At 72.5% G+C, this 22731-nt stretch carries 18 protein-coding genes; all 18 read right to left on the bottom strand.

The features are described from left to right. Nucleotides 1-12: 12 nt before the first annotated feature. Nucleotides 13-2115 carry an ATP-grasp domain-containing protein gene (locus tag ACESMR_RS16495; RefSeq protein ID WP_373048204.1) on the bottom strand — a complete coding sequence of 701 codons (2103 nt, stop codon included), beginning with the start codon at nt 2113-2115 and terminating at the stop codon, nt 13-15. A gap of 274 nt (nt 2116-2389) precedes the next feature. Then, nucleotides 2390-2872, bottom strand: coding sequence for an RDD family protein (locus ACESMR_RS16500; protein ID WP_373048205.1), 483 nt, complete (start codon nt 2870-2872; stop codon nt 2390-2392). Between the two features lie 74 nt (nt 2873-2946). Further along, nucleotides 2947-3921: a porphobilinogen synthase gene (gene hemB, locus ACESMR_RS16505; RefSeq protein WP_373048306.1), complete on the bottom strand. Its 975-nt coding sequence runs from the start codon at nt 3919-3921 to the stop codon at nt 2947-2949. 1062 nt (nt 3922-4983) lie between these two features. Further along, nucleotides 4984-6312 (bottom strand): DUF1015 domain-containing protein, encoded by a 1329-nt coding sequence (locus tag ACESMR_RS16510; protein WP_373048206.1) that lies wholly within the window; start codon nt 6310-6312, stop codon nt 4984-4986. Between the two features lie 90 nt (nt 6313-6402). Beyond that, nucleotides 6403-7788: a sugar transferase gene (locus tag ACESMR_RS16515; protein WP_373048207.1), complete on the bottom strand. Its 1386-nt coding sequence runs from the start codon at nt 7786-7788 to the stop codon at nt 6403-6405. After that, nucleotides 7785-8573 (bottom strand): class I SAM-dependent methyltransferase, encoded by a 789-nt coding sequence (locus tag ACESMR_RS16520; protein WP_373048208.1) that lies wholly within the window; start codon nt 8571-8573, stop codon nt 7785-7787. The genes ACESMR_RS16515 and ACESMR_RS16520 overlap by 4 nt, the downstream gene beginning before the upstream one ends. After that, a complete protein-coding gene (locus ACESMR_RS16525; protein WP_373048209.1) occupies nt 8574-9773 on the bottom strand; it encodes a glycosyltransferase in 1200 nt (399 codons plus the stop codon). It lies immediately after the preceding gene. Then, a complete protein-coding gene (locus tag ACESMR_RS16530; RefSeq protein WP_373048210.1) occupies nt 9770-11041 on the bottom strand; it encodes a polysaccharide pyruvyl transferase family protein in 1272 nt (423 codons plus the stop codon). Before ACESMR_RS16530 ends, ACESMR_RS16525 begins: the two co-directional genes overlap by 4 nt. Further along, the gene (locus ACESMR_RS16535) at nt 11038-12558 is read right to left on the bottom strand and encodes a lipopolysaccharide biosynthesis protein (RefSeq protein WP_373048211.1); all 1521 of its coding nucleotides are present in this window, start codon (nt 12556-12558) and stop codon (nt 11038-11040) included. Before ACESMR_RS16535 ends, ACESMR_RS16530 begins: the two co-directional genes overlap by 4 nt. Beyond that, nucleotides 12555-13478, bottom strand: coding sequence for a glycosyltransferase family 2 protein (locus tag ACESMR_RS16540; protein ID WP_373048212.1), 924 nt, complete (start codon nt 13476-13478; stop codon nt 12555-12557). The genes ACESMR_RS16535 and ACESMR_RS16540 overlap by 4 nt, the downstream gene beginning before the upstream one ends. Next, a complete protein-coding gene (locus ACESMR_RS16545) occupies nt 13475-14740 on the bottom strand; it encodes a glycosyltransferase (protein ID WP_373048213.1) in 1266 nt (421 codons plus the stop codon). Before ACESMR_RS16545 ends, ACESMR_RS16540 begins: the two co-directional genes overlap by 4 nt. Further along, nucleotides 14737-15846, bottom strand: coding sequence for a glycosyltransferase (locus ACESMR_RS16550; RefSeq protein ID WP_373048214.1), 1110 nt, complete (start codon nt 15844-15846; stop codon nt 14737-14739). The genes ACESMR_RS16545 and ACESMR_RS16550 overlap by 4 nt, the downstream gene beginning before the upstream one ends. Before the next feature lie 36 nt (nt 15847-15882). Continuing rightward, entirely contained in the window at nt 15883-16653 is a 771-nt protein-coding gene (locus ACESMR_RS16555; RefSeq protein ID WP_373048215.1) for a WecB/TagA/CpsF family glycosyltransferase, read from the bottom strand. Beyond that, a complete protein-coding gene (locus ACESMR_RS16560) occupies nt 16650-18629 on the bottom strand; it encodes an O-antigen ligase family protein (protein WP_373048216.1) in 1980 nt (659 codons plus the stop codon). Before ACESMR_RS16560 ends, ACESMR_RS16555 begins: the two co-directional genes overlap by 4 nt. 58 nt (nt 18630-18687) lie before the next feature. After that, complete coding sequence (locus ACESMR_RS16565) at nt 18688-19821, bottom strand: LptF/LptG family permease (protein WP_373048217.1); 1134 nt, start codon at nt 19819-19821, stop codon at nt 18688-18690. After that, the gene (locus ACESMR_RS16570; RefSeq protein WP_373048218.1) at nt 19818-20918 is read right to left on the bottom strand and encodes an LptF/LptG family permease; all 1101 of its coding nucleotides are present in this window, start codon (nt 20916-20918) and stop codon (nt 19818-19820) included. The genes ACESMR_RS16565 and ACESMR_RS16570 overlap by 4 nt, the downstream gene beginning before the upstream one ends. Before the next feature lie 28 nt (nt 20919-20946). Then, a complete protein-coding gene (purE, locus tag ACESMR_RS16575) occupies nt 20947-21453 on the bottom strand; it encodes a 5-(carboxyamino)imidazole ribonucleotide mutase (RefSeq protein ID WP_373048219.1) in 507 nt (168 codons plus the stop codon). Beyond that, on the bottom strand, nt 21450-22730 hold the full coding sequence (gene purD / locus ACESMR_RS16580) for a phosphoribosylamine--glycine ligase (RefSeq protein ID WP_373048220.1): 1281 nt from the start codon (nt 22728-22730) through the stop codon (nt 21450-21452). The genes purE and purD overlap by 4 nt, the downstream gene beginning before the upstream one ends. Between the last annotated feature and the right edge of the window lies 1 nt (nt 22731).

A 22731-nucleotide genomic window follows, 5' to 3' on the forward strand; every position in this document is an offset into this window, starting at 1 on the left:
CGTCCGGTGGCGCTAGCCCGCGCGCTTGCCCGCCTCTGCCACCTGCACCAGCGCCGCGTTCGGCCGGGCGTTCTCCTGCGCCCGGCGCTCGCGCTCCCGCTGCGTGTAGCGCCGGATCGCGCCGGAGAGGATCTCGCCGATGAGGGTCCGGTAGTCCATGCCCGCCGACTGCGAGATGAGGACGAGATCGCTCCAGCCCGGCGTCAGGCCGGGAAGCGGGTTGCACTCGATGAAATAGATCCGCCCCTGCTCGTCCATGCGGAAGTCGATGCGGGCCACGTCGCGGCAGCCGAGGGCGGTGAAGGCGGATCGGGCGGCGTCCTCGAGGCGGCGCCGCGTCTTCTCGTCGATCTGCGCCGGGGCGTCGTAGCGGATCCGATTGTCCCAATCCTGCTTCATCTCGAAGCTGTAGATCGGGTTCTTCATCGTCTGGTCGACGAAGACGATCTCCATCGGCGGCAGCACCCGGGGCCTGCGCTCGCCGAGGAGCCCCACGGTGAACTCGCGGCCGGAGATGTACTCCTCCACCAGCGCGGGCTGGCGGTATTTGAGCGCCATCTCCCGGGCCACCTCGCGGAGCTCCTGCTCGTTCTCGCAGACGCTCTTGGAGATCACGCCCTTCGAGGAACCCTCCGCCACCGGCTTCACCATCAGCGGCCAGCGGAGATCCTTCGGCAGCTTCTCCTTGCCGGTGTGCATCAGGAAGTATTGCGGCGTGAGGATCCCGTGGGTGCGGACCATGCGCTTGGCGAGGCCCTTGTCGAGGGCGATGCCCAGCGCCGAAGGATCGCTGCCGGTGTAGGGGATGTCGAGGAGCTCGAGGAGCGCCGGGATCTGGCTCTCGCGGTTCCGGCCCTTGAAGCCCTCGGCGATGTTGAAGACCACGTCGACCGAGGTGCTGGAGAGCAGGCTCGGCAGCTCGGAGGTCGCCTCGAGATCGATCACCTCGTGGCCCCACGAGGCGATCGCGTCGCGGATCGCCTGCAGGGTCTTCGGGGAGTCGTATTCGGCCTCTGCGTCCTGGGCGCCGTCGATGGTCGGGGTGACCCGCTTCACGTTGTAGGTGAAGCCCACCTTGAGCGGTCCCGACTTCCGGGGCCGCGCCTTGGAGCGCCCCGAGTCCTTGATCGCGTAGCGCTTCACCGCGTTGCGGACCACCGCCTCGACCACGCCCTTCTCGTCGAGGCCCTGCAGCTTCGCCGAGGCGTAGATCGAGGAGCCGGGCTGGAGCGAGGGGAGCGCGTTCACCTCGAGGAAGTAGACCGCCCCCTCCGGCGTGATCCGGAAATCGATGCGGCCGAGGTCCTTGCAGCCGAGGAGCCCGAAGACCCGGCGCGCGGTGAGGCGGAGCACGGCCTCGGTCTCGCGGCCGATCTGCGCCGGCGCCCGCACCGCCACCGCGTCCTCGAGGCTCGTCTTCAGCTCGTAGTCGTAGATGGCGTGGCGCCGCCCCGCCATCACCGCCGGGTCGAAGAGATATTCGGCAGGGGCGAGCACGCCCTGCGAGGGCGCGTCGGCGAAGGCCTCGAGGTAGGGCACGGTGATGTCCCGCCCCGCCACGAACTCCTCGACGAGGACGCCGGCGGGCCAGCGGGAGAGCATCTCCGCCACCCGCACCGGCAAAAGCGCCGCCTCCTCGACCACCGACTCCTGGGTGATGCCCTTCGACGAGCCCTCGAAATTCGGCTTCACGATCACGGGGAAGCGGAAGCGGCGGAGCTCGAGATCCTCGAGCCGCTCCACGAATTGCCAGGCGGGCGTGGCGATCCCGTGCTGCGCCACGATCATCTTCGAGAGCTGCTTGTCGAGGGTCACCGCCAGCGCGTAGGCATCGCTGCCGGTGTAGGGCATGCCCAGCTCTTCGAAGAGCGCCGGATAGAAGGCCTCGCGGAAGCGCCCGCGCCGCCCTGCTGCGGTGTTGAAGACGAGGTCCGGCGACCAGGCCTCGAGCCGCGCCACCGTCCGCGAGGCGGGGCCGCTCACCTCGAGCCGCTCCACCCGGTGGCCGAGCCGCTCCAGGTGACCGGCGAGGGCGTCGATGGTCGCCGCGGTGTCGAATTCGGCCTCGTCTTCGGAATCGGTCAGCCGCAGGTTGTGGGTCAGCGCGATGCGCATGTGCTTGCCTCTCCGACGCGGGCTTCGCCCGCGCGGTGGTGGGGAGACGAACGTGGAGGGGCGCGCTCCTGCCGGGCAGCCCCCCGGTGGAGCGAAGGTGGTGCCGGTGAGAATTTGTGAAACAAACTCTCCAGCGAAGCCGAAGGCGGAGCGATCGCAAGAAGGAGCGTTTCTCGACCCGCGAAGCGCGAGCGAAGGAATAGGGCAGGCGCCTGCCGGGCCGATTCCTTCGCACGCGGTGAGGGTTCGGCGGCGGCGCCGATGCGCCGCCTTCTCACGGTGAGCGGGTCTGTGCCTCGACGTCGCCGACGTCGGGGGCAGCGAGGGGTGCCCGGCGGATCAGCGTCGAGGCGTGGGTCGGCACCGTGGTCTCGAGAGGGACCTTGGCGTCGATCACCTGGGTGTCGGCGAAGACGTCGCCGATCCGCACCCCGAGGGGATCGGTGGCGACCATGTAGAGCTCGAAGAGCGCGATCGGCACCGCCACCAGGGCGAGGATCGGGTTCAAGGCGAGGCCGAAGGCCACCGCCACCGGCAGGTTCCGGATCACCGAATGCCTGGCGTTGCAGGACTGCCGCGTCGGCACGTGGACCGCCTTCACGCCGAGAAGCCGCTTGCCCGGCGACTGGCCGTTGGGCATCGCGTCGGCGAGGAGCAGGTAGACGATCCCGAGGACGCCGCCCACGGTGGGGACGATCCAGGCGAAGAGGCCGGCGACGAGGAGGTCGGCTGCCTTGGCGAGGACACGCGGCAGCACCTCCGCCCTCGGATAGGGGGAGCCGCCGCGGCGCGCACTTCGTACCGGCCCTTTGCCGGAGCCCGTGGCCATGATCAGCGCCGGGCGAGCGCCCGGGCAGCCTCCAGCGCGTGGTAGGTGATGATGAGGTCGGCGCCGGCGCGCTTCATCGAGGTGAGGCTCTCGAGCACGGCGCGCTCGCCGTCGATCCAGCCGTTCTGCGCGGCGGCCTTGAGCATCGCGTACTCGCCGGAGACGTTGTAGGCGACCACCGGCACCTCGAGGGCCTGCCGGACGTCGCGGATCACGTCGAGGTAGGCCAGCGCCGGCTTGACGATGATCAGGTCCGCGCCCTCCTCCACGTCGCGCTTCACCATCCGGATCGCCTCCCTGCCGTTGGCGGGATCCATCTGGTAGCCGCGGCGGTCACCGTGGGAGGGCGCGCTCTGCGCGGCGTCGCGGAAGGGGCCGTAGAAGGCGGAGGCGTACTTCGCCGCGTAGCTCATGATCGGCGTGTGGCCGAAGCCGCTCTCGTCGAGGGCCCCGCGGATCGCCGCCACGCGGTTGTCCATCATGTCGGCGGGAGCGACGATGTCCGCGCCTGCCTGCGCGTAGACCACCGCGGTCTTCGCCAGCAGCGGCAGGGTCCGCTCGTTGTCCACGTCGCCGTCGTGGATCACGCCGCAATGCCCGTGCGTCGTGTACTCGCACATGCAGACGTCGGTCACGAGGACCAGCTCGGGCACCGCTTCCTTGATCGCGCGCAGGGCCCGGGGAATGACGCCGTCCTCGGCGTAGCCCTGGCTGCCGATCTCGTCCTTGTGGGGCGGGATCCCGAAGAGGAGGAGGGAGGGGATGCCGAGGTCGCGGGCCTTCTTCGCCTCCTCCACCGCGGTGTCGATGGAGAGGTTGCTGATCCCGGGCATCGAGGGGATGGGCCGGCGGAGGCCGGAGCCCTCCTCGACGAAGATCGGATAGATGAAGTCGCCGGCGTCGAGCTCGGTTTCACGGACCATCCGCCGGAGCGTCTCGGTACGGCGCAAACGGCGGCCGCGGATGGGAGCGGGCAGCAAGATTCCTCCTCGGGGGCTTCGGAGCCTCGGGTTCGCGGCGAGCATAGTCCGCCGCGGTGCGAAAGCAACGAAGGTTCGCTGCCCGGAAACCGCCGGAGGCCCCTGCTCCATTCTGCCGCAGCGCCGGGCCGGTTCGCCGATCCCGGGGCGGTCCGCCCGGTTCGCCGCCGCGAACCTCCGCGTTCACCCCGTTCGGGCCGGCGAACGGGGAAGATGTCGCCACCCTCCCCATCTTCCCCACTGCGTGGGGATTTCCGACCCACCCCTCCGCGGAAAATCAGGGGAAGTGCACCGCGCGACAATCTGGCGCACGAAGGCGTTGCGCTGGCGCCAACCAGTCGTTCCAGGTCGAGAAGGAAAGGAGGGAAGCTCGCTGCGCACCGTCCGGCGTGGCGGGGTGCTCGCCGCAGGAGCTAGAAGGCAGGAAGAACCGCTCGGGCACACGGGCGAACGTGCGAACACCGGCGGATGCGGGCTGTACCAGCAGCTGGACCCCTGCCGGGAGTCCTGCCGCGGGGAGCGCCCCGGCTCGCCCGGTCTACGACCGGCGAGGTCCCTTCGACCTCGACAGCGTGTCCGTTGGCCAGCAGCAGTGCGCTCACGCCGGGATCCTTCTGCCAGCAGCGTGCCAAGACGAGACGGGCCCATCCGCAGCCGGGCAGGCAGGCGCCAGCGCCCCGGATCGCCCTGCAGCATGGCGGGCGGAGCCCCCCTGGCCGCAGGAATTACCGGCACGGCCCCGGAGGGGGGCAGTAAGGCTGGGGCCGAGGTGTCGCGGCCAGGCCGCAGGGCGAGGCCGGCCTGCCACGGAGGCAGCGCAGGAAGCGCGTCCCGGACCGACGGCGCGCAGATCGTGCGGGCGTGCGCTCGGCAGACAGCGGGCAGACCGCTCCGTCCCCGGGAAGAATCCCGTGCAGACGAGCGTTTCACCTGCAACGGAGAGCGCTGGCCGGACGGCGGACAAACCGCACCATCCCTGCCGACCCCACCGGATCCAGGACGAACACCCCACCACGCCGAACGAATGGCGGCATGGTAGCACGTGTGCCTTTCGGCCCGTCAAGCGGGGTCGTGCGGATCGATCGAATGGAAGACCAGGCCCGCGGGAACCTTCGGATGGAAGAAGGTGGTCCGGGCCGGCATCCGCTCCCCCGCCTCGGCGACCGCGCGCACCTGCCACATCGGCGTGGGGTTCACGAGAAAGCCCAGCGCGTCGGCGCCCGCAAAGGCGCGCGTGACCAGCTCCGCCTCGTCGCGAACGTAGGCGAGATGCTCGCCCCACCCCGCCGCCTCCTCGCGCAGGCCGAGGGTGTGGCGCAGCACCAGGCCCTGCAGCAGCGCCACGTCGAGGGTGCGCAGCGTCGGGTTCCGGGGGAGCGCCGTCACGTGGGAGAGGTCGACGCCCTCCTTGAGCCGGAGGAGCCGCGCCTTGCGGTCGGCGCCGGCGAGGAGCAGCAGCGCGTGCCCACTTCGGCCCGCCTCGGCGAGGCGGCGCTGCGCCCACGCGAGCCCCGCAGGCTTGCGCACGTCCTCCACCAGCTCCTCCACGTCGAAGTGTTCGTCGAGGAGGAGCAACAGCCGGCCGATCTCGACGGAGAGGCCGGTGACCAGCCGGTGCACCGGCCGGATCACCAGCCCCGTATCGCTCATCGGGCAGAAGCAGGCGAGGATGGTGCGGTGGGCGCCGCTCGCCGGGGCGCCTTCCGCCTCGCAGGCCCGGGCATGGGCCAGCGCCATCTCGTAGCGGTGGTGGCCGTCGGCGATGAAGGCGCGCCGGTGGGCGAGGAGCCGCGTGAGGCCGCGGGCGACCTCGGGTTGCTCCATCCGCCAGAGCCGGTTCTCCACCCCGCCCAGCGTCCCGGTGGCGTTGGGCCTGCCCGAGCGCGCCTGCTGCAGGATCACCTCGCTCTCGCCCTCGTCGTCGGCGTAGAGGCAGAAGATCGGCGAGGTATTGGCGCGCGCGGCGCGGTAGAGGCGGAAGCGATCCTCCCCCGGCGCCGGCAGCGTCTGCTCGTGGGGCAGCACGCCGAAGCCCAGCTCCTGCAGCTCCAGGCTGGCGAGGAAGCCGTGGCGGACGCGCTGCTCGCCCCCTTCTTCGAAGCGCTGCTCGAGGGCGTAGATCGCCGGCCTGTCGTCGCGGACGAGGACACCCTGCGCGCGCCACTCCTCGAGGTAGCGGGCACTGCGGCTGAAGCGGTTCTCGGCGCCGCCGTCGCCCGGCCGCTGCCCTTCCGCCTCGAGGTGGACGGCGTTCCAGGGGCTCTGCGCCTCGAGCGCGGCTCGGCGCGCCTCGTCCACCGCGTCGTAGGGAGGCGAGAGCAGCGGCGTCAGGTCGGCGTGCCGGGCGAAGTCGTAGTGGATGCCGCGAAAGGGCCGGATGACCGGCATGCTCCCCCCTCTGGACGAACGAGGGGCGATGGGCGCCCCGCGCGCCAAAGCTAAGGGCGAGACGCGACGAGGCAATCCCCGCAGCGTGGGTCAGCGCGCGCCGCGGCCGAGGAGGACGGCGGGGATCGTCCGGAAGAAGATCTTGAGGTCGAGCCAGAGGGACCACTGGTCGATGTAGGCGAGGTCGAGCTTCATCCAGGTTTCGAAGTCGATCTCGTTGCGACCGCTCACCTGCCAGATGCAGGTGATGCCCGGCTTCACCGAGAGGCGGCGGCGCTGCCAGCGCTGGTAGTGCTTCACCTCGTGGGGCAGCGGCGGCCTCGGCCCCACCACGCTCATCTCGCCGACGAGCACGTTCCAGAACTGCGGCAGCTCGTCGAGGGAAGTGCGGCGGAGAAAGGCGCCGACGGCGGTGACACGAGGATCGCGCCGCAGCTTGAAGACCGGCCCGTCCATCTCGTTCTGCGCCTGCAGATCCGAGAGGCGCTGTTCCGCGTTCACCACCATGGAGCGGAACTTCCAGAGCTTGAACGCCCTGCCGTTCAAGCCGCTGCGCACCTGGCCGAAGAAGACCGGCCCCTGCGAGTCGAGCTTGATCGCCAGCGCGATGCCGAGAAAGAGCGGCGCGCAGAGGAGGAGCGCGGCGCCGCTCACCAGTAGATCGAAGGCGCGCTTCAACGCGAGCTGCACCGGATGGGCGGGCGCCGTCCAGAAGGAGAGGAGCGGCGTGCCGTCGAGCTCGTCGAAGTCGAGCTTGGCCATCCGGTGGGGCAGGAAGGTGAGGCAGAGCTTGGCGTCGAGGCCGAGATCCTCCGCTACCGCGAAGGCGTGCTCGACTTCCGCGAGGTGGCTGCGCGGCACTGCGAAGATCACCTCGTCCACCACCTCGTGGCGGAGGATCGTCTCGCTCTCCTCCACGGTGCCGAGCCGCCGCACGCCGCTGGGGACGGCGCCGCCGGGCGCTTCGGTGATCACGCCGACCACGGCCACGTTCCTGCGGGCCCGGAGCTTGGCGCAGATCTCCTCCGCCGCGTCGCCGCTGCCCACCACGATCACGTGGCAGGTCTCGTCGGGCCTGCCCATGGCGAGGAGGCGCACCAGCATGCGCACGCCGCAGGCCTGCCCCCAGGCCAGCGCCATGTAGAGCACCACCAGGGGCCGACTCTGGTGCTGCTGCTTGAGGAGGAAGGCGAGCGCGGCGAGGACCAGGCCCCCTGCGAGCGCCGCCCAGGTGATCGAGGCGAGCTCCCGCCGCAGGCTGCGGGGCCTGCCGGTGTAGAGCCCGGCGAGCTGGCCGACGAGGAGCCAGGTGGGGATCGCCACCAGCGGCAGGACAAGGTAGCGGTCCCAGTTGTAGACCCCCGGGAACCAGCCCATTTGGTAGCGCAGCTCGTAGGCGCCGAAATAGGCGGCGAGCAGCAGGAAAAGGTCGGTGATCGCTGCGGTGGCGCCCACCGCACGTGCAGCTCTGTTCACGCTCTGCCCCCTCGAGCGTCGTCCCCACCGCCTTCTACCACATCCCCCGGTGGCTGCTTCCGGGCGGTTCCGCAGAGGCCGAGGAGCATGGTGCTCTCCCGGAACGCCGCCGGTGGCCGATCGAGGGCGCCCAGCCCAGCAACCACGGGCCAGGCGGCGATGGAGAGCAGCCCCCGCAGCGGCCGGGGCATGGGGCGGCGGCGGACCCAGAGACCGAGGAGCTGCGCCAGCGCAGCGTCCCAGCCGCCGAGGGCTTCGATCCGCTCCCCGCCGAAGCCCGCTTCGCCCAGGAGACGCCGCAGGGCGAAGGGCGTGAAGCGGTGCTCGTCGTGGGGCACGCAGTGGAGCGGCCAGAGGAAGGGCACGGTGAAGAGGAGCGCTCCCCCCGGGCGGAGCACCCGGTGGATCTCGGCGAGGACGGCGTGCGGCCTGGGGCAATGCTCGAGGAGCTCGGTGGCCAGCACCGCGTCCACCGACGCGTCGCCGAGGGGGATGGTCTCGCCATCCCAGGTGAGGTCGGGCTCGCCGTAACCGCTGGCCGGGAGATCGAGGCCGACGTAGCGCTCCACCCTGCCGGCGGCGAGGATCCGCTTGCGGTAGGGCATCTGCCCGCAGCCCACGTCGAGGAGCGTCCCGTGGAGGAGGGGCAGGTGCCGATCGATGGCGCCGAGGAGCGCGCGGCGCACCAGGAAGTTGTCGAGCGTCGACGGCGTGGCCCGCGGATTGAGGAACGCATCCACGTCGCGGGCCTGCTGTCCGGCGAGCTCGTTCGGAACGGCGACCATCTACGCTCCCCCTGCTCTCGAGAGCAGCTCCACCAGCCGATCGTTGAGGCGGTGGATGTCGAATTCGGCGTCGACCCTGGCGCGGCCCGCGCGGCCCATGGCCTCCCAGCGATCGGGCTGCGCGATCAGCCGGCGCAGCGCCTCGGCCAGGGCCGTCGCGTCGCGCTCGGGGACCAGCAGCCCCGAGACCCCCTCCTCCACCAGCTCGGGGATCCCGCTGTGCCGGGTGGCAGCGATGGGCAGACCGCAGGCCATCGCCTCCATCAGCGCCACCGGGATCCCCTCCTGATCGCCGTCGGCGGAGGTGACGCTCGGCGCCACGAGCACGTGGGCGTCGCGGAGGATCGCCGCCACCTCGCCTCGGTCGCGCCAGCCGGTGATCCGCACCGCGTCGCCCCCGCCGTGGTGGGCGATGCGCGCCTCGAGCTCCGCCCGGAGCGGGCCGTCGCCGACCACGGTGTAGTCGACCCCGTGCCCTGCCGCGCGGAGCTGTGCTACTGCGTCGATGGCGTAGGCGATCCCCTTCTTCTCCACCAGCCGGGCCACGCTCACCAGGCGCACAGGCCCCGTTGCCGGGGCCCTGCGCGGGAGGAAGGGAAGCGCCGCCGTGTCCACGCCCATCCGGTGGACCGCGATCCTCCGCGGGTCGAAACCGAGGGCGACGAGGCGCTCGCGCCAGCGGTCGCTTATCGGCAGGAAGAGGTCCCCCTCCTCGATCAGATCGGCGTAGGCGCCCTGCCACGAGGTGAGGTCGTAGCCGTGGAAGGTGGTGACCAGCGGCCCCCGGATCGCGCCGGCGAGGCGGAGCCTGGCGGCGAGGAGGCCGTTGGGGCCGAAGTGGGCGTGGATCGCGTCGTAGCGCGCGCCGGTGCAGGGGGCGCTGGCGTAGAGCAGGCGCAGGCTGGCGCCCTCGCGGCCGAAGCGGCGCTGCAGGGTGGCGCGGGCCACCGCGCCGCCGCGCAGGAGCAGCGGCAGGGCGCCGGCGAGCCGCGCGGGAAGCGATCGCGGCACCGCCGGCCGGTGCCGGGTGCGCGAGAGAAGGTCCCAGGCCTCGACCTCGGGGTGATCCACCGCCCCCGGCGACGGCGCGTCGCCGTAGACCTCCACCTCGTGGCCCCGGGCCAGGAGGCCGGTGATCTGATCGAGGACGAAGGTCTCGGAGACGCTCGGGAAGGCGCCGACGAAGTAGGCGATCTTCATCGCGGCGCCCCCTCGACCGCGGCGCGGATCCGGGCAGCGGTGCCGCGGGCACGCGCCGCGGTGGCGAGCACCTCGCGGAAGAACGGGCCGCGCAGCCGGGGCAGCGCCTCGCGCAGCGCGTCGAAGCGCTCGACCAGCACCCCGCCCTGCACCTCGTCGATGCGGGTCACGAAGGCGCCCATGCCCAACGAGCGGAAGACCTCCTCGGTCTTGAATTCGTAGGCGATGGGCAGCACCGGCACCCCGGCGCAGAGGGCGAGGATGGCGGCGTGCATGCGGGTGGCCACCACCAGATCGCAGGAGGCGAAGAGCGCGCCGAGGGCCCGGCGATCGTGGAAGCCCCGGTCCACCTCCACCGAAGCGCGCACGTGGGCGGGCAGACGCTCGGCGATGCGCACGGCGGTGCGCGAGTCGTCGGTCCAGTAGTCGGCGACGCCCTGGCAGGTGGAGACGAAGATCACCTCGCCGCCGAGGCGGTCCACCACGTGCGTGGCGAGGGCGCCGATGCCCGCTTCGTAGCGTTCCATCGCCTCACCGATGTAGGGCCAGTCGCGGACGGAGATCGCCACCCGGAGCCGCTCGCCCGCTGGCAGCTGCGCCGCCTCCGCCGCACGGAGGCGCTCGTCGTCGGCGAGGGCGAAGACCGCGTCGGGAACCACGTGCAGCCGATCGGAGCGGACGCCGAGATCACGCAGGTGCCCGAGCGAGCGTTCGTCGCGGAGCAGCACCAGCGCCGCCCGTTCGAAGATCCGCCGCAGCCGCCGCCGGTAGAGCCGCTTGCGGAAGGGCCCCAGCGATTGGGTGAAGAGGACGAGGGGCTTGCCGAGGGCGAGGATCAGCTCGAATTCGAGGATGCGCGCGTGCAGCTCGTAATGCTCGACGAGATAGGTGCCCCCGTGGGCGACGACGAGATCCGACGCGGCCCAGGTGCGCAGCGCCTCTTGTTCGGCAGCGCGCAGCACCGGCGCAGCCAGCGCGCCGCGCCCCGCCGCCTCCAGCGCAGCCGCTGCCCGCAGGCGCAACGGCGGCAGCCGGCGCGCGATCGCCTCGCCCTTCGGCAGGCGGATCGGGAGGCGCGGCTGCAGCAGGGGCGTCAGCGATTGCCGGAAGCGCCAGCCCGGATAGAGGCGGGCCGATGCCTCCGGGTTGCTGTCGAAGACGGTGAAGTCGCAGGGGCCCAGGGCCTCGCGCACGCTGGCCTGCAGCGCCTCGGCGATGGCAGCGTCGCCGGTGTTGAGGCAGACGGTGTTGATGACCGCGACGTTCATGCCGAGGGCGCTCCTGCGGCGCGGGGGCTGGCCCCGCGCAACGTGCCGGCCAGCGTGCGCAGGTGCCCGAGGCCACGCCTGCCGCCGGGCAGCAGCGCCATGGTGGCGAGCGCCGCGAGCGCTGCCGCTGCGCCGCAGGCCAGGACCGCGGGCAGCGGCTCCAGGGGCAGCGCCGCCCGGGTGCCGTGCACCGCCGCCATCGCCGCCAGCGCCGCGAGGCCCGGGGCGAAGAGCACGCCGGCGAGCTCGCCGCCGCGGACCGGGCCGACGCGGCCGGTGTACCAGAAGAGGATCGGCGTGCGCACCAGCAGGCCGGAGATGGCGTAGCTCGCCGCGACGCCGAACGCGCCCCATCGCAGCCCCGCCACGAAGGAGAGGATCGAGAGCGAGCCGTTCACCGCGCCGACCTTGAGCAGCTCGGCGCCGCGCCCCTGCGCCACGAGGAGCCACGAGGTGGCGTTGCTCACCGGCTGCACCAGCCCGACCAGCCCCAGCACCGCGAAGATCCGCCCCGCCTCCTCCCAGCCTGGCCCGAGCACGAGCAGCACCACGTCGTCCGCAGCGGCGACGAGGAAGCCCACCGCGGGAATGGTGACCAGCGCCACCGCCTCGAGGAGCTGGAGGAAGACGCGGCGGAGCCGGGGCGGATCGTCGGCGATGCGGCTCAGCGCAGGCACCGCCACCGACGAGAGCGGCTGGTTGATCTGCACGAGCGGCTGCATCAGCAGGTTGTAGGCCCGGGAGTAGACGCCCAGGGCGCCCGCGCCGACGAAGCGGCCGATGAGCACGTTGTCGAGGTTCCGGGCCAGGTAGTTGACCAGGTTGGCGCCGGTGAGGTTGCCGCCGAAGCGCACCAGCTCGCCGAGCCCCGCGGTGCGGCGGGGGAGCGAGGGGCGCCAGCCACAGGCGACGAAGACGAAGATCGCGTTGGCCAGCGCGGTGGCCACCTCGCGGGCGACCAGCGCCCACACGCCCCAACCCGCCCACGCGCCGGCGACCGCCACCGCGATCCCCGTGGCGAGGGAGCCGAGCTCCACCAGCGCCAGCGGGCCGAAGCGCATCTGCCGGCGGAGGAGCGCCTGGTGCTGCTGGGTGAGGCCGCCGAAGACGAAGGAGGCGGCGAGGGCAGCGGTGATCCACGCGAGGCGGGGCTCATCGTAGAACCAGGCCACCAGCGGCGCTGCAGCAGCGGTGACGAGGGCGAGGAGGAGCGAGACGCAGACGTTGATCCAGAAGAGCGCGCTGACCTGGTCGTGGCGGATCGCCGTGCGCTGCACCGTCGCGGTGGAGAGGCCGAGGTCCTTGATCACCAGCACGAAGCCGGTGACTGCGGCGACCATCGCCACGAGGCCGAAGGCCTCCGGCGCCAGAAGCCGCGCGAGCACCGCGGTGGAGCCCAGGGTGAGGACGAATTTGCCGCCCTGCGCCAGCAGGGTGACGAGGCCGCCGCGGACCGAACGCTGCCCGAGGTCGCCGTCGGCGACCTCGATCCATCGGGCGTGCTTGATGTCGCTCACGGCGGCGCCATCGGCCCACCGAAGCGTTGGCGGGTGCGGTTGAGGAAGGCGAAGAGCGGCGGGCAGAGCGCCGCTGCGCGGAAGACGGCGAGGTCCCGTGGCGCGAGGTGCTCCATGGCGAGGGCGGCGGCCTCCCGGCGATCGCTCGCGTCGCCGTGGAGATGGGCGTGGCTCATCGCGCGCCGGGCCCCGAGGCGGATCAGCCGCTCCATCTCCGGTCCGCGCAGCGCGTCGCGATTCTTGAGGAGCGCGAGGAGGAACCAGCGCTCTCGGCTCGCGAGGTTCTTGGAGAGGCTCCCGGGCGTATCCACGCGGTAGCCGTAGGCAGCCACCGGATCGAAGCACCAGCGCCTGCCCGCGACGATGCGCAGCCAGAGCTCGAGATCGTGGCGGCGCACCTGGCTCTCGTCGAAGAGGCCGATGTCGAGGAGGTGGTCCCGGCGCACCACCAGCGCGCCGGACGGGAAGAATTGGTTGCCGAGGAAGAGCCGGAGGAAGTCCCGCTCGTCGAGGCCGTTGGTCGGCTGCTCGATCGGCCAGAAGGGTTCCTGCTGCGCGAAGCTGCCATCGAGGCCGAGGTGATCGTAGTGGGCGAGGTAGGCCACCTCGTCCCGGAGGAGCGCGCGGGCCCGCTCCAGGTGGTCGGCGTACCAGACGTCGTCGGCGTCGAGGAAGGCGATCCAATCGCCGGTGGCGGCGCGGATCCCCTCGTTGCGGGCGCCCGCCCCGCCGCGCCGCGCGGTGCGCAGGAGCCGCACCTCGACGCCGCTGGCGGTGATCGCCTCCAGGGAGCCGTCGGTCGATCCGTCGTCGACCACGAGGATCTCGTGGGGGGCGAGGGTCTGCGCCGCGGCGCTGCGCAGGGCGGCGCCGATCCAGGGCGCGGCGTTGTAGCAGGGGATGACGACGGAGATCTTCATGGCCCGACCGCGCTTCTAGCAGAGCCCTTCGCGGCGGGCCAATCGAGGGCGCCCTCGATCACCTCGGCATACGAGGCGGCGAGCGCCTGCCTGCTGTGGTGGCGCAGGAGGTAGTCGTGGGCGCCGGCGACGAGGCGTGCCCGCAGGGCCTCATCGCGCAGGAGGCGCGCGATCGCTGCGGCGAAGCCGTCGGCGTCGTCGGCGAGGAGGAGCTCCTTGCCGTCGGCCACCGCGAGCCCCCGCGCGCCACTCGTGGTGGAGACGGTGGGGACGCCTGCCCGCAGCGAGTCGAGGAGCTTCATCGCGATCCCGCTGCCGGAGCGCAGCGGCACCGCAGCCACGGCGCCGGAGCGGAGGAAGTGGGTGGGGTCGGCGACGTAGCCCGCGAGCTCCACCCCGGCGCCGCGGAGCTCGCGCTCCAGCGCCGGGGCGAGCCCCCTGCCCCCGATCACCACCACGGCGCCGGGCACGAGATGGCGCAGGCGCGGGAGGATCTCCACGCCGAGGAAGCGGGCCGCCTCGGCGTTCGGCGGCCAGGAGAGCGTGCCGAGGAAGACCACGCGCTCGCCTGCGGCCGGCGGCGTGGGCGGCTGCTGCCCGAGGTCGCCCACCGAGGGGAGGCAGGTGATCACCCGATCCCCGCCCCCCAGCGCGGAGAGGCGCACCGCGTCCTCCGGCGAGATGGCGATGGTGCGCGTCGCCGCACGCAGGGCCCGCGCCTCGTAGCCTGCAGCGCGGCGCCCCTCGAGCCTGGCGGCCCGCGCGAGCAGGGACGAGGCCCCGGCGGCGCGGGCGAAGAGATCGGACTCGACGTTGTGCTCGTCGAGGATCACCCTGGCGCCGCGCGAAGCGGCGCTGGCACGCGCTGCTGCGGGAAAGACGTTCAGGTGGTCGCACCAGATCACGTCGGGAGCGTAGAGCCGGGCCCGCTCCTCCGCCGCTGCCAGATAGGAGCGGTTGCGGAATTTGGCGACGAGATAGGGCTCGGCGTGGAGGAGCTGCGCGAGCGCCGTCCGTGCCAGGGCCAGGGGCTTCCTGCGGATCCGCACCGGATGGCGCACGGGCGGGAGCACGGTGATCCCGGGGAGCGCCGCGGCGAGCGCGCTCCGCTGCGCCTCGATCGGCCCTTCCTCCACCACCGAGAGGACCTCCACCTCGGCGAAGCGCGAGAGGCAGGCCAGGGTCTCGAAGGTGCGCAGCTTGCCGCCGCCGTCCACGGGCCAGGGGAGCTCGGTGGTGAGGAAGAGGACGCGACGCTTCAATTCTCGCTCCTGCGAAGCAGCGCGATGAAGCGCGCCGCCATCGCCTCGATGGAATGATCGCTGCGGACCCGCGCCTCGAGGCGGCGGGCCCGCATCCCGTCGCCCTCGAGGGCAGCGGCGAGGGCACGGGCGAGCGCCGCCGGATCGCCGACCGGGACGAGAGCCGAGGCCTCCAGCACCTCGGCGATGCCGCCCACCGGCGTGGCGACCACGTCGAGCCCCAGGGCCCCTGCCTCGAGGAGCGCCAGGGGCAGGCCCTCGAAGCGCGAGGGCATCGCCAGGAGGTCCGCCGCCGCGAGGAGCGAGCGGCTCTCCATCCACCCGGGGAGCAGCACCCTGCCCTCGAGGCGCCGTGCAGCACGGAGCGCCTCCAGCTCGGCGCGGCTCGGCCCCTCGCCGCCGATCACCACCCGGACCTCCGGCGGGAGGTGCGCCGCCGCCTCGAGCAGATCGGCGAAGCCCTTCTGGCGATCGAGACGGCCCAGCGCCCCGATCACCCGCTCGTCCGCACCGAGGCCGAGGGCGCGCCGCGCCTCCGTCCGCTCGCCCTCGCGGAGGGGCGCAGGCAAGGGGATGCCGTTCGGGCACGCAGTCGCCTCGACGCCCCAGGCCGCCCGGGCCTCGGCAGCGGATGCCGCCGAGACGGCGACGACGCGGTCGAGCCCGCGGAGGCTCCGCCGCGCCACCAGCCTCCGCAACGTCCGCAGCCGCTCGACGCCGAGGGTGGCCAGCGGCTGTGGCAGATGGAGGAGCCCCACCGTGCTGGCGCAGCGGGCGCCGGCGGCGGCGAGGACGAGCCCGTCCTCCGGATCGGGCTGGTTGATCACCACCACGTCGGGGCGGTGCCGCTCGAGGGCGCGGGCCACCGCATCGACCCGCGACCGGTCGAGGGCGGCGCCGAGGGAACGGAGGCGGTAGCTGCCCTTGTGGCGGAGCGGCGCCTCGTGGAGCGGCACGGCACCGAGGTGGGCGCGGAGGCGGGGGTCGGGCTGCGCGGCAACGAACGTCGCGTCGATGCCCTGCCCGCGCAGCGCTGCGGCGAGCTGGGCGGCGAGGATCTCTGCGCCGCCGAAACCGGCGGCATCGCTGGCGAAAAGGACTCTCACGCAGGGCGCGGCATCGTGACAGAAGCGAACAGGCTGTCAACCAGCCGACGCGCCGGGACCCCGCCGTTTCCACAGCTCCGCCGCGGCGATGCGGGCGAAGGCCGCGTCCTCGACGAGGTAGCGGCGCGCGAGGCGCCGCGGCTCCTGCGCCAGCCGCCAGAGCCATTCGGTGCCCGTGCGCTGCACCAGCGAAGGCGCCCGGCGCACGCGGCCCGCGAGCATGTCGAGGCTGCCGCCGATCCCCAGGATCACCTTCGCCCCGAGGGCGCGAGCATGGGCCTGGACGAAGCGCTCCTGCCGCGGCGCGGAGAGGGCGACGAAGAGCACGTCGGGCGCCGCGGCCCGCACGGCGGCGAGCGCCGCCTCGAGGGCCTGCGGATCCCGTTCGAAGCCCAACGGCGGCGAGAGCACCCCGGCGACGCGAAGGGCCGGGTGCGCCTCCCGGAGCCGCGCCGCTGCAGCCTCGGCGACGCCTTCGGCGGCCCCGAAGAGGAAGACCGAGTGGCCCCGGGCGGCACAGGCCGCCGCGATCCGCGGCACCAGATCCGAGCCTGCCACCCGCTCCGGGAAGTCGGCGCCGAGGAGCCTGCCCAGCCAGACCACCGGCATGCCGTCGGCGGTGACCACGTCCCCGCTGCCCAGCACCCTGGCGAAATCCGGGTCGCGGTGCGCCTTCACCACCATGTCGACGTTGCAGGAGAGGATGGTGAGCGGGCCCTCGCCGCCTGCCACGTGATCGAGCGCTCGCTCGACCACCGCTTCGGTGGTGCACCGGTCCACCGGGATGCCGCAGACGTCGAACTTCATCGGCCGAGGCCCGCCGCCGCGATCACGAGGAGCCCCGCAGCCACCACCACCGCCGGGAGCCGGATCAGCCGCTGCGCCACGCCGACCACCCTCGCCTCGCCGAAGCCGAGCGGACCTGCCCAGGCGACGAAGAGCACGCCCACCGCGCAGGCGCCCACGGCGAAGTTGTAGGAGAAGGGCCGGCCCGGGTTGTACTCGACGTTGAACCAGCGGAAGAGCACGTACTCGAGCAGCGTGATCCAGACCGCCGCCCACGCCACGGTGAGCGCGCCTGCCACCGGCGCGGGGCCGACCAGTCCGGGCCGGCGGATCGACCACGTGGTGCCGGCGCTGCCGGCGACCAGCGCCGCCAGGGTCACCGCAGCGGAGGGACTCGCCCACCACGCAGCGGTACCGGGATCGAGCACGGCAGTGAAGGGGCGCGAGGCGAGGACCGCGGCGCCGGCGAAGATCGCCGTTCCCCGCAGCGCAGCAGCTGGAGCCGCAGGGACGATCGGCAGGAGCCCGAGGCCGAGAACGGCGAGGATCACGAGGGCGACGTGGGCCTGCGCCGGCGTCACCGCCTCCAGGCCGGTGAGTCCACCGAGGGCGGCACACGAGAAGGCGGCGGCGGCGACGGCAGCGGAGGTCCGCGCCGGCGGGGCCTGCTCCTCGGCGGGGACCGCTTCCGGCGGCTCTACCGCAGCCACCGACTCGAAGGGCATCGGCGCCGCGGCCTTGCCGCCTGCGGCCAGGCCCACCGCCATGGCGAAGGTGACGGTATAGGCGATCATCCCGTCGTAGAGGGGATCCTGCAGCACCGTCCAGGCCAGGAAGACGCCGACCACGCCGGCGGCGCCGAGGATCACCGCCCGGGCCTCGCCGTCCTCCGGGGCGAGGGATTTGGCCCCGCGCCGCAGCGCCGCGAGGACCGCGCCGAAGAGCCAGACGAAGGCGAGCAGCCCCAGCGGCCCGCTCTCCGCCCAGACGAAGAGCAGGTTGTTGTGGGTGTGGCAGCGGACCGGCCAATACTCCACCAGCGGGTCGTAGTAGTCGTGGGTCCGCGGGGTGAAGGTGCCGGCGCCGATGCCCGTCACCGGGTGATCGACGATCATCTCCAGCGTCCGCGCCCACATGAAGCCGCGGTGCCAGTTGTTGGTGTAGTCGGGATCGATCGCGCGCGAGGCCTTCTCGCGGAGCGCCGGCGAGGCGGCGACGACGACGCCGCCCAGCACCGCCAGCACCGCGAAGATCCGCAGCGCCTGCTTGAAGTGGCGCCCCACCACCGCCATCGTCCCCAGCCCTGCGGCGAGAGCCCCCCAGGCCGTGCGCACGAAGGTGAAGAGGTTGCCGAGGCCGGTGGGGATCGCGAGCAACGCCAGGATCCAGCTCCGCCTGCCGAGCGCCCTGGTGAGGAGCGCGGCGGAGAGGAAGGTGAGGCCGGCGGTGGTGACGAAGGCGTGGGTCGAGTGGCGCGAATAGGTGCCGACCACGAGGAAGCGATCGTCCGAGAAGGGCGCGTGGTGGACGATGGGCTTCTTCCAGTGGACCCAGTCGATGCCGGTGTAGTGCTGCACCACGCCGTAGAGCCCCTGCAGCGCCACGGCGACCACGAAGATCCTGGCCAGGCGGATCGCCCTTTCCCTGTCGCCGATGGCGCCGACGAGGAGGATACCTGCTGCGAGGCGGTAGACGCCCAGCGCGTCGGGGGCGAGGACGGAGGCGCCGGAGGCAGCCTGCGCCACCACGCCGAGCCCGAGGGCGAGCCCGTAGAGGAGGAGCGGCTTGTCGAAGGCGGTGGGCCGGAGGACCCGGTGCCCGAGGGCGTGGAGCGCGAGCGTGGCGCCGAGCACCACCGCCAGCGCGATCTGCACCGGGGCGATGCGGAAGCCGAGGCTGAAGGTGAAGAGCGCGAGACCAACGTCGAGCAGGAGCCGAAGCGCAAGGACCGCCCGCTCTCGCCCGCTCTTCTCGATCGCCCCCGCCAGCACGCTCATCTTCGCCCGTCCCCACCCGACATGAACGGAACCTTGTACGGCAGCGACGAGAGTTGGGTCAAACGCCGGATGCAGGGGCGATCGAGCCGGCGACCGGCCGGCGCTCCCGCCAGCTCTCCACCCCGCCCACGGCGACGCCCGCCAGCCCGAGGAGCGCCACCGGCATCCACGCCGCCACCACCGGCGGCAGGCTGCCGGAGATTCCCAGTGCCCGGAAGACGGTGAGCAGCGAGAAGACCACCAGCGAGATCAGGATCCCCTCCGCGAGCGCGGTCGCGAGGTGGCCCTTCCGGTTGCGACGCAGGGCGAGGCGGATCGCGAGCAGCGCCCCCGGGAGCGCGGCGAAGGGATAGGCGATCCGGTTGTGGAGCTCGTGGAGGTATTCGAGGCTGGAGAGCCCCATCCGCTCGCGGACCTGCACCTGCTCCCAGAGGGCGAAGAGCCCCATCTGCCGGGGCTTGCCGCCGTGGACGCGGAGGTCCTCCGGCGATTCGGGGAGGTCGACGCGAAGGGCCCCGTGGCGCTCCCGGGCGGTGCGCTCGCCGGCGCCGAAGCGCGAGACGACCGCCTCCTCGAGGAGCCATTTGCCGTCCTCGGTGGGAACCATCCGCGCCGCGTCGATCCGCCGCTGGAGCCCGAAGGAGCCGTCGAGCTCGTAGAGGCTCACGTCGGTGAACGCCTCGTCGTCGACGCCGCGCAGGTTGTAGAGCCGGTTGCCGGAGCGGAACCAGTGCTGCGGCTCGAGGTAGGCGCGGAAATCGCCCGAACGACGGAACTTGGTCGCCTTGATCTCGTCGGCCTTGCGGGCCGCCTCCACCACCACCACCTCGTTGAGCACGACCAGCCCAGCGCAGCCCAGCGCGCACGCGGTGAGGATGGCGGCGATGATCCGGCGGGGCGAGTTGCCGAGGGCGTGGAAGGCGGTGAGCTCGCCGTTCTGGCGCATCGCACTCACGGTGATCCCCGCTGCGAGGAGGAGCGCCGAGGGCGCCACCTGGTAGGCGAGATCGACCGAGAGGTTGGCGTAGAGGCGGACCACGTTGGCGAACCACCCCGCCCCGCGGAAGGAGTAGGCGCGGTCGGCGATGTCGACGACGAGGACCACCGCCACCACCCCGAAGAGCGTGGCGATCGCCGCGCGCACGTAGGAGAGGGCGAGGTAGCGGGTGAGGAGGCCGGGCACGAGCCTCATGCCGCCTCCCCGCGGCGGCGCTTCCACTCGAGGAGGAGGACGCCCATCGCGGCGATGAGGAGGACCGGCGCCCAGGCGGCGATCGCGGCGGGGAGCGTGCCGCGGCTGCCCAGCGTGGCGAAGACCTTGCCGAGGACGAAGTAGGCCACCACCGAGCCCAGGGTCCAGGCGAAGGCCTTGGCCCTGCCCCCCTTGCGCCTGCCGGACGCCGAGCCCGAGACGGCGACGCCCACCACGGAGAGCGCCAGCATCACGAAGGGATGGGCGAAGCGGCGGTGGTACTCCACGTAGCGATCGCGGACGTCCTTGCCCCGCGCGGTCCAATAGTCGGCGTCCGCGAGGAGCTCCGGCGGCGTGAGGTGCTCGCCGGGGCGCTTCATCTTGTTCTTGCGGGAGATCTCGTCCCCCGCCACCACGGCCACCCGCGCCCGCTCGAAGGAGGCCATCGCGTAGTCGTCGGTGCGGGGCTGCGCCCGGTGGAGCTCGCCCCCCTCCAGCTCGAGGGTGAGCGCGCCGCCGGGTCCCCTGGCGTCGAGGCGCCCTGCAGGCGCGAGGACGAGGATCGGCTGCTTCGGATCCCGCGCGTCCTCCACCAGCACGCTGCGGAGCGCACCGGTCTTCTGGTCCACCTCGCCGGCGAAGAGGGTGAGGTCGGAGAGATCCTCGTAGAAGACCCCCGGCTTCACGTTGCCGGCGAGGTTCCGCTTGATCATCTCGCTGGTGAGGAGCCGGGCGTTGAGCATCCCCTTCGGCTCGACGTACGTGGTGATCGCGAGCATCACCGCGGTGAGCACGGCGCCGAGGAGGAGCGGCGTGGCCAGGAGCGCCTGCGGCCCGTGGCCGGTCGCCGCCAGGGCGGTGATCTCGCGATCGTCGCCGAGGCGGCCCAGGCCGATGAGGATGCCGAGGAGGAAGGCGATCGGCATCCCGTACGAGAGCATCGACGGGAGGACGAAGAGCAGGATCCTGCCGACGTCGACCAGGCGCACGCCGGATCCGAAGATCACGTCGGCCTGCGCCAGCAGACGGGCGACGAAGAAGAGCTGCGTGAGGAAGAGGAGCGCCGCCAGGAAGGGCGGCACCACCTCGAAGAACACGTAGCGATGGAGGATCCTGCGCCGCAGCTTACAACTTCTCCTGGAGCTTCCGGTCCTTCTCCTCGACCTGCTTCGCCATGTCGGCGACGAAGGTCTGCAGGCGGGCGGCGAGCTCCTTGTCCTTGAGGGCCATCATGCGAACCGCGAGGTAGCCCGCATTCTTCGCGCCGGCCTTGCCGATGGCAACCGTGGCGACCGGGACGCCGCCGGGCATCTGCACGGTCGAGAGGAGGGCGTCGAGGCCGTCGAGGGTCGAGCCGCCGGCCAGCGGCACGCCGATCACGGGCAGCGTCGTGGTGGCAGCCACCACGCCGGCGAGGTGCGCCGCTGCGCCGGCGCCGCAGATGATCACCTCGATGCCGCGGCCCGGGGCCTCGGTCACCAGCTTGTGGGTCCGCTCCGGGGTGCGGTGGGCCGAGGAGACGCGGACGTCGCAGGCGATGCCGAACTCGGCGAGAGCGTCACGAGCCCCTGCCATTTCGGTCCAGTCGGAATCGGAACCCATGAGGATGAGAACACGCGGCTGCTGGCTCATTCGGTCTCCTTCGCAAAAGCCCGGTGGGCGATGTCACGCCGGAGCTGCATCCCGGCGAAGTGGATCTTCTCGCAGGCAGCATAGGCCTTCGCCCGCGCCTCCCCGAGGTCCTTGCCCCTGGCGGTGACGCCGAGGACGCGACCGCCGCTGGTGACGACCCTGCCGCCGTCCGCCTTCGTGCCAGCGTGGAAGACCACCAGGTCGGCGTCCTCCTCCACCGCATCGAGGCCCTCGACCGGATCGCCGGTCCGCACCGAGCCCGGGTAGCCCGCAGCGGCGAGCACCACGGTGAGCGCGGGTTTGGGGCTGAAGGAGAGCTCCACGCCCCGGAGGTCGCCGCGGGCAGCGGCGTCGAGGGCCGGGAGCAGGTCGCTCTCCAGGCGGGCGAGGATCGGCTGGGTCTCCGGATCGCCGAGGCGCGCGTTGAACTCGATCACCTTCGGGCCCTGCGCGGTCATCATCAGACCGGCGTAGAGGGCGCCGCGGAAGGGCCGGCCCTCCGCCCGGAGCTGGCGGACCGCAGGGCCGAGCACCCGATCGGCGACGATCTGCAGGTCCGCGTCCTTCATCGCCGGCGTCGGTGAGTAGGCGCCCATGCCGCCGGTGTTGGGGCCGGTGTCGCCCTCCCCCACCCGCTTGTGATCCTGCGCGGGGGCGAGGACGACGAAGCGCTCGCCGTCGACGAGGGCGATGACGCTCGCCTCCTCGCCTTCCAGCTTCTCCTCGATCACCACCCGCGCGCCCGCCGAGCCGAAGGCCCTGCCGACGAGCATCTCGTCGATCGCCGCCTCCGCGTCGGGCTGGGTCTCCGTGACCACGACGCCCTTGCCTGCGGCGAGGCCGTCCGCCTTCACCGCCACCCTGCCGGCGTGGTTCGCCGCGAAGGCCTTCGCCTCCGCCGGATCCTCGAAGACGCCGAAGGCCGCGGTGGGGATCCCGGCGCGCTCCATGATCCCCTTGGCGAAGGCCTTGGAGCTCTCCATCTCGGCGGCGGCGCGGGACGGGCCGAAGCAGCGGATGCCCGCTTCGGCCAGCGCGTCGGCGAGGCCGAGGGAGAGGGGCTTCTCGGGGCCCACCACCACCAGGTCGATCGCCTCCTCCTTCGCGAGCCGGACCAGCCCGTCGACGTCCTCGGCAGCGACGGGAACGAGCCGCGCCACCTTCGCGATGCCCGGGTTGCCCGGCGCGCAGAGGAGCTCGCTGCAGCGCGGGCTCTGGGCGATCTTCCAACAGAGGGCGTGCTCGCGGCCGCCACCACCCACGACGAGAACCTTCACG

Source organism: Vulgatibacter sp., assembly GCF_041687135.1.
GTDB lineage: Bacteria > Myxococcota > Myxococcia > Myxococcales > Vulgatibacteraceae > JAWLCN01.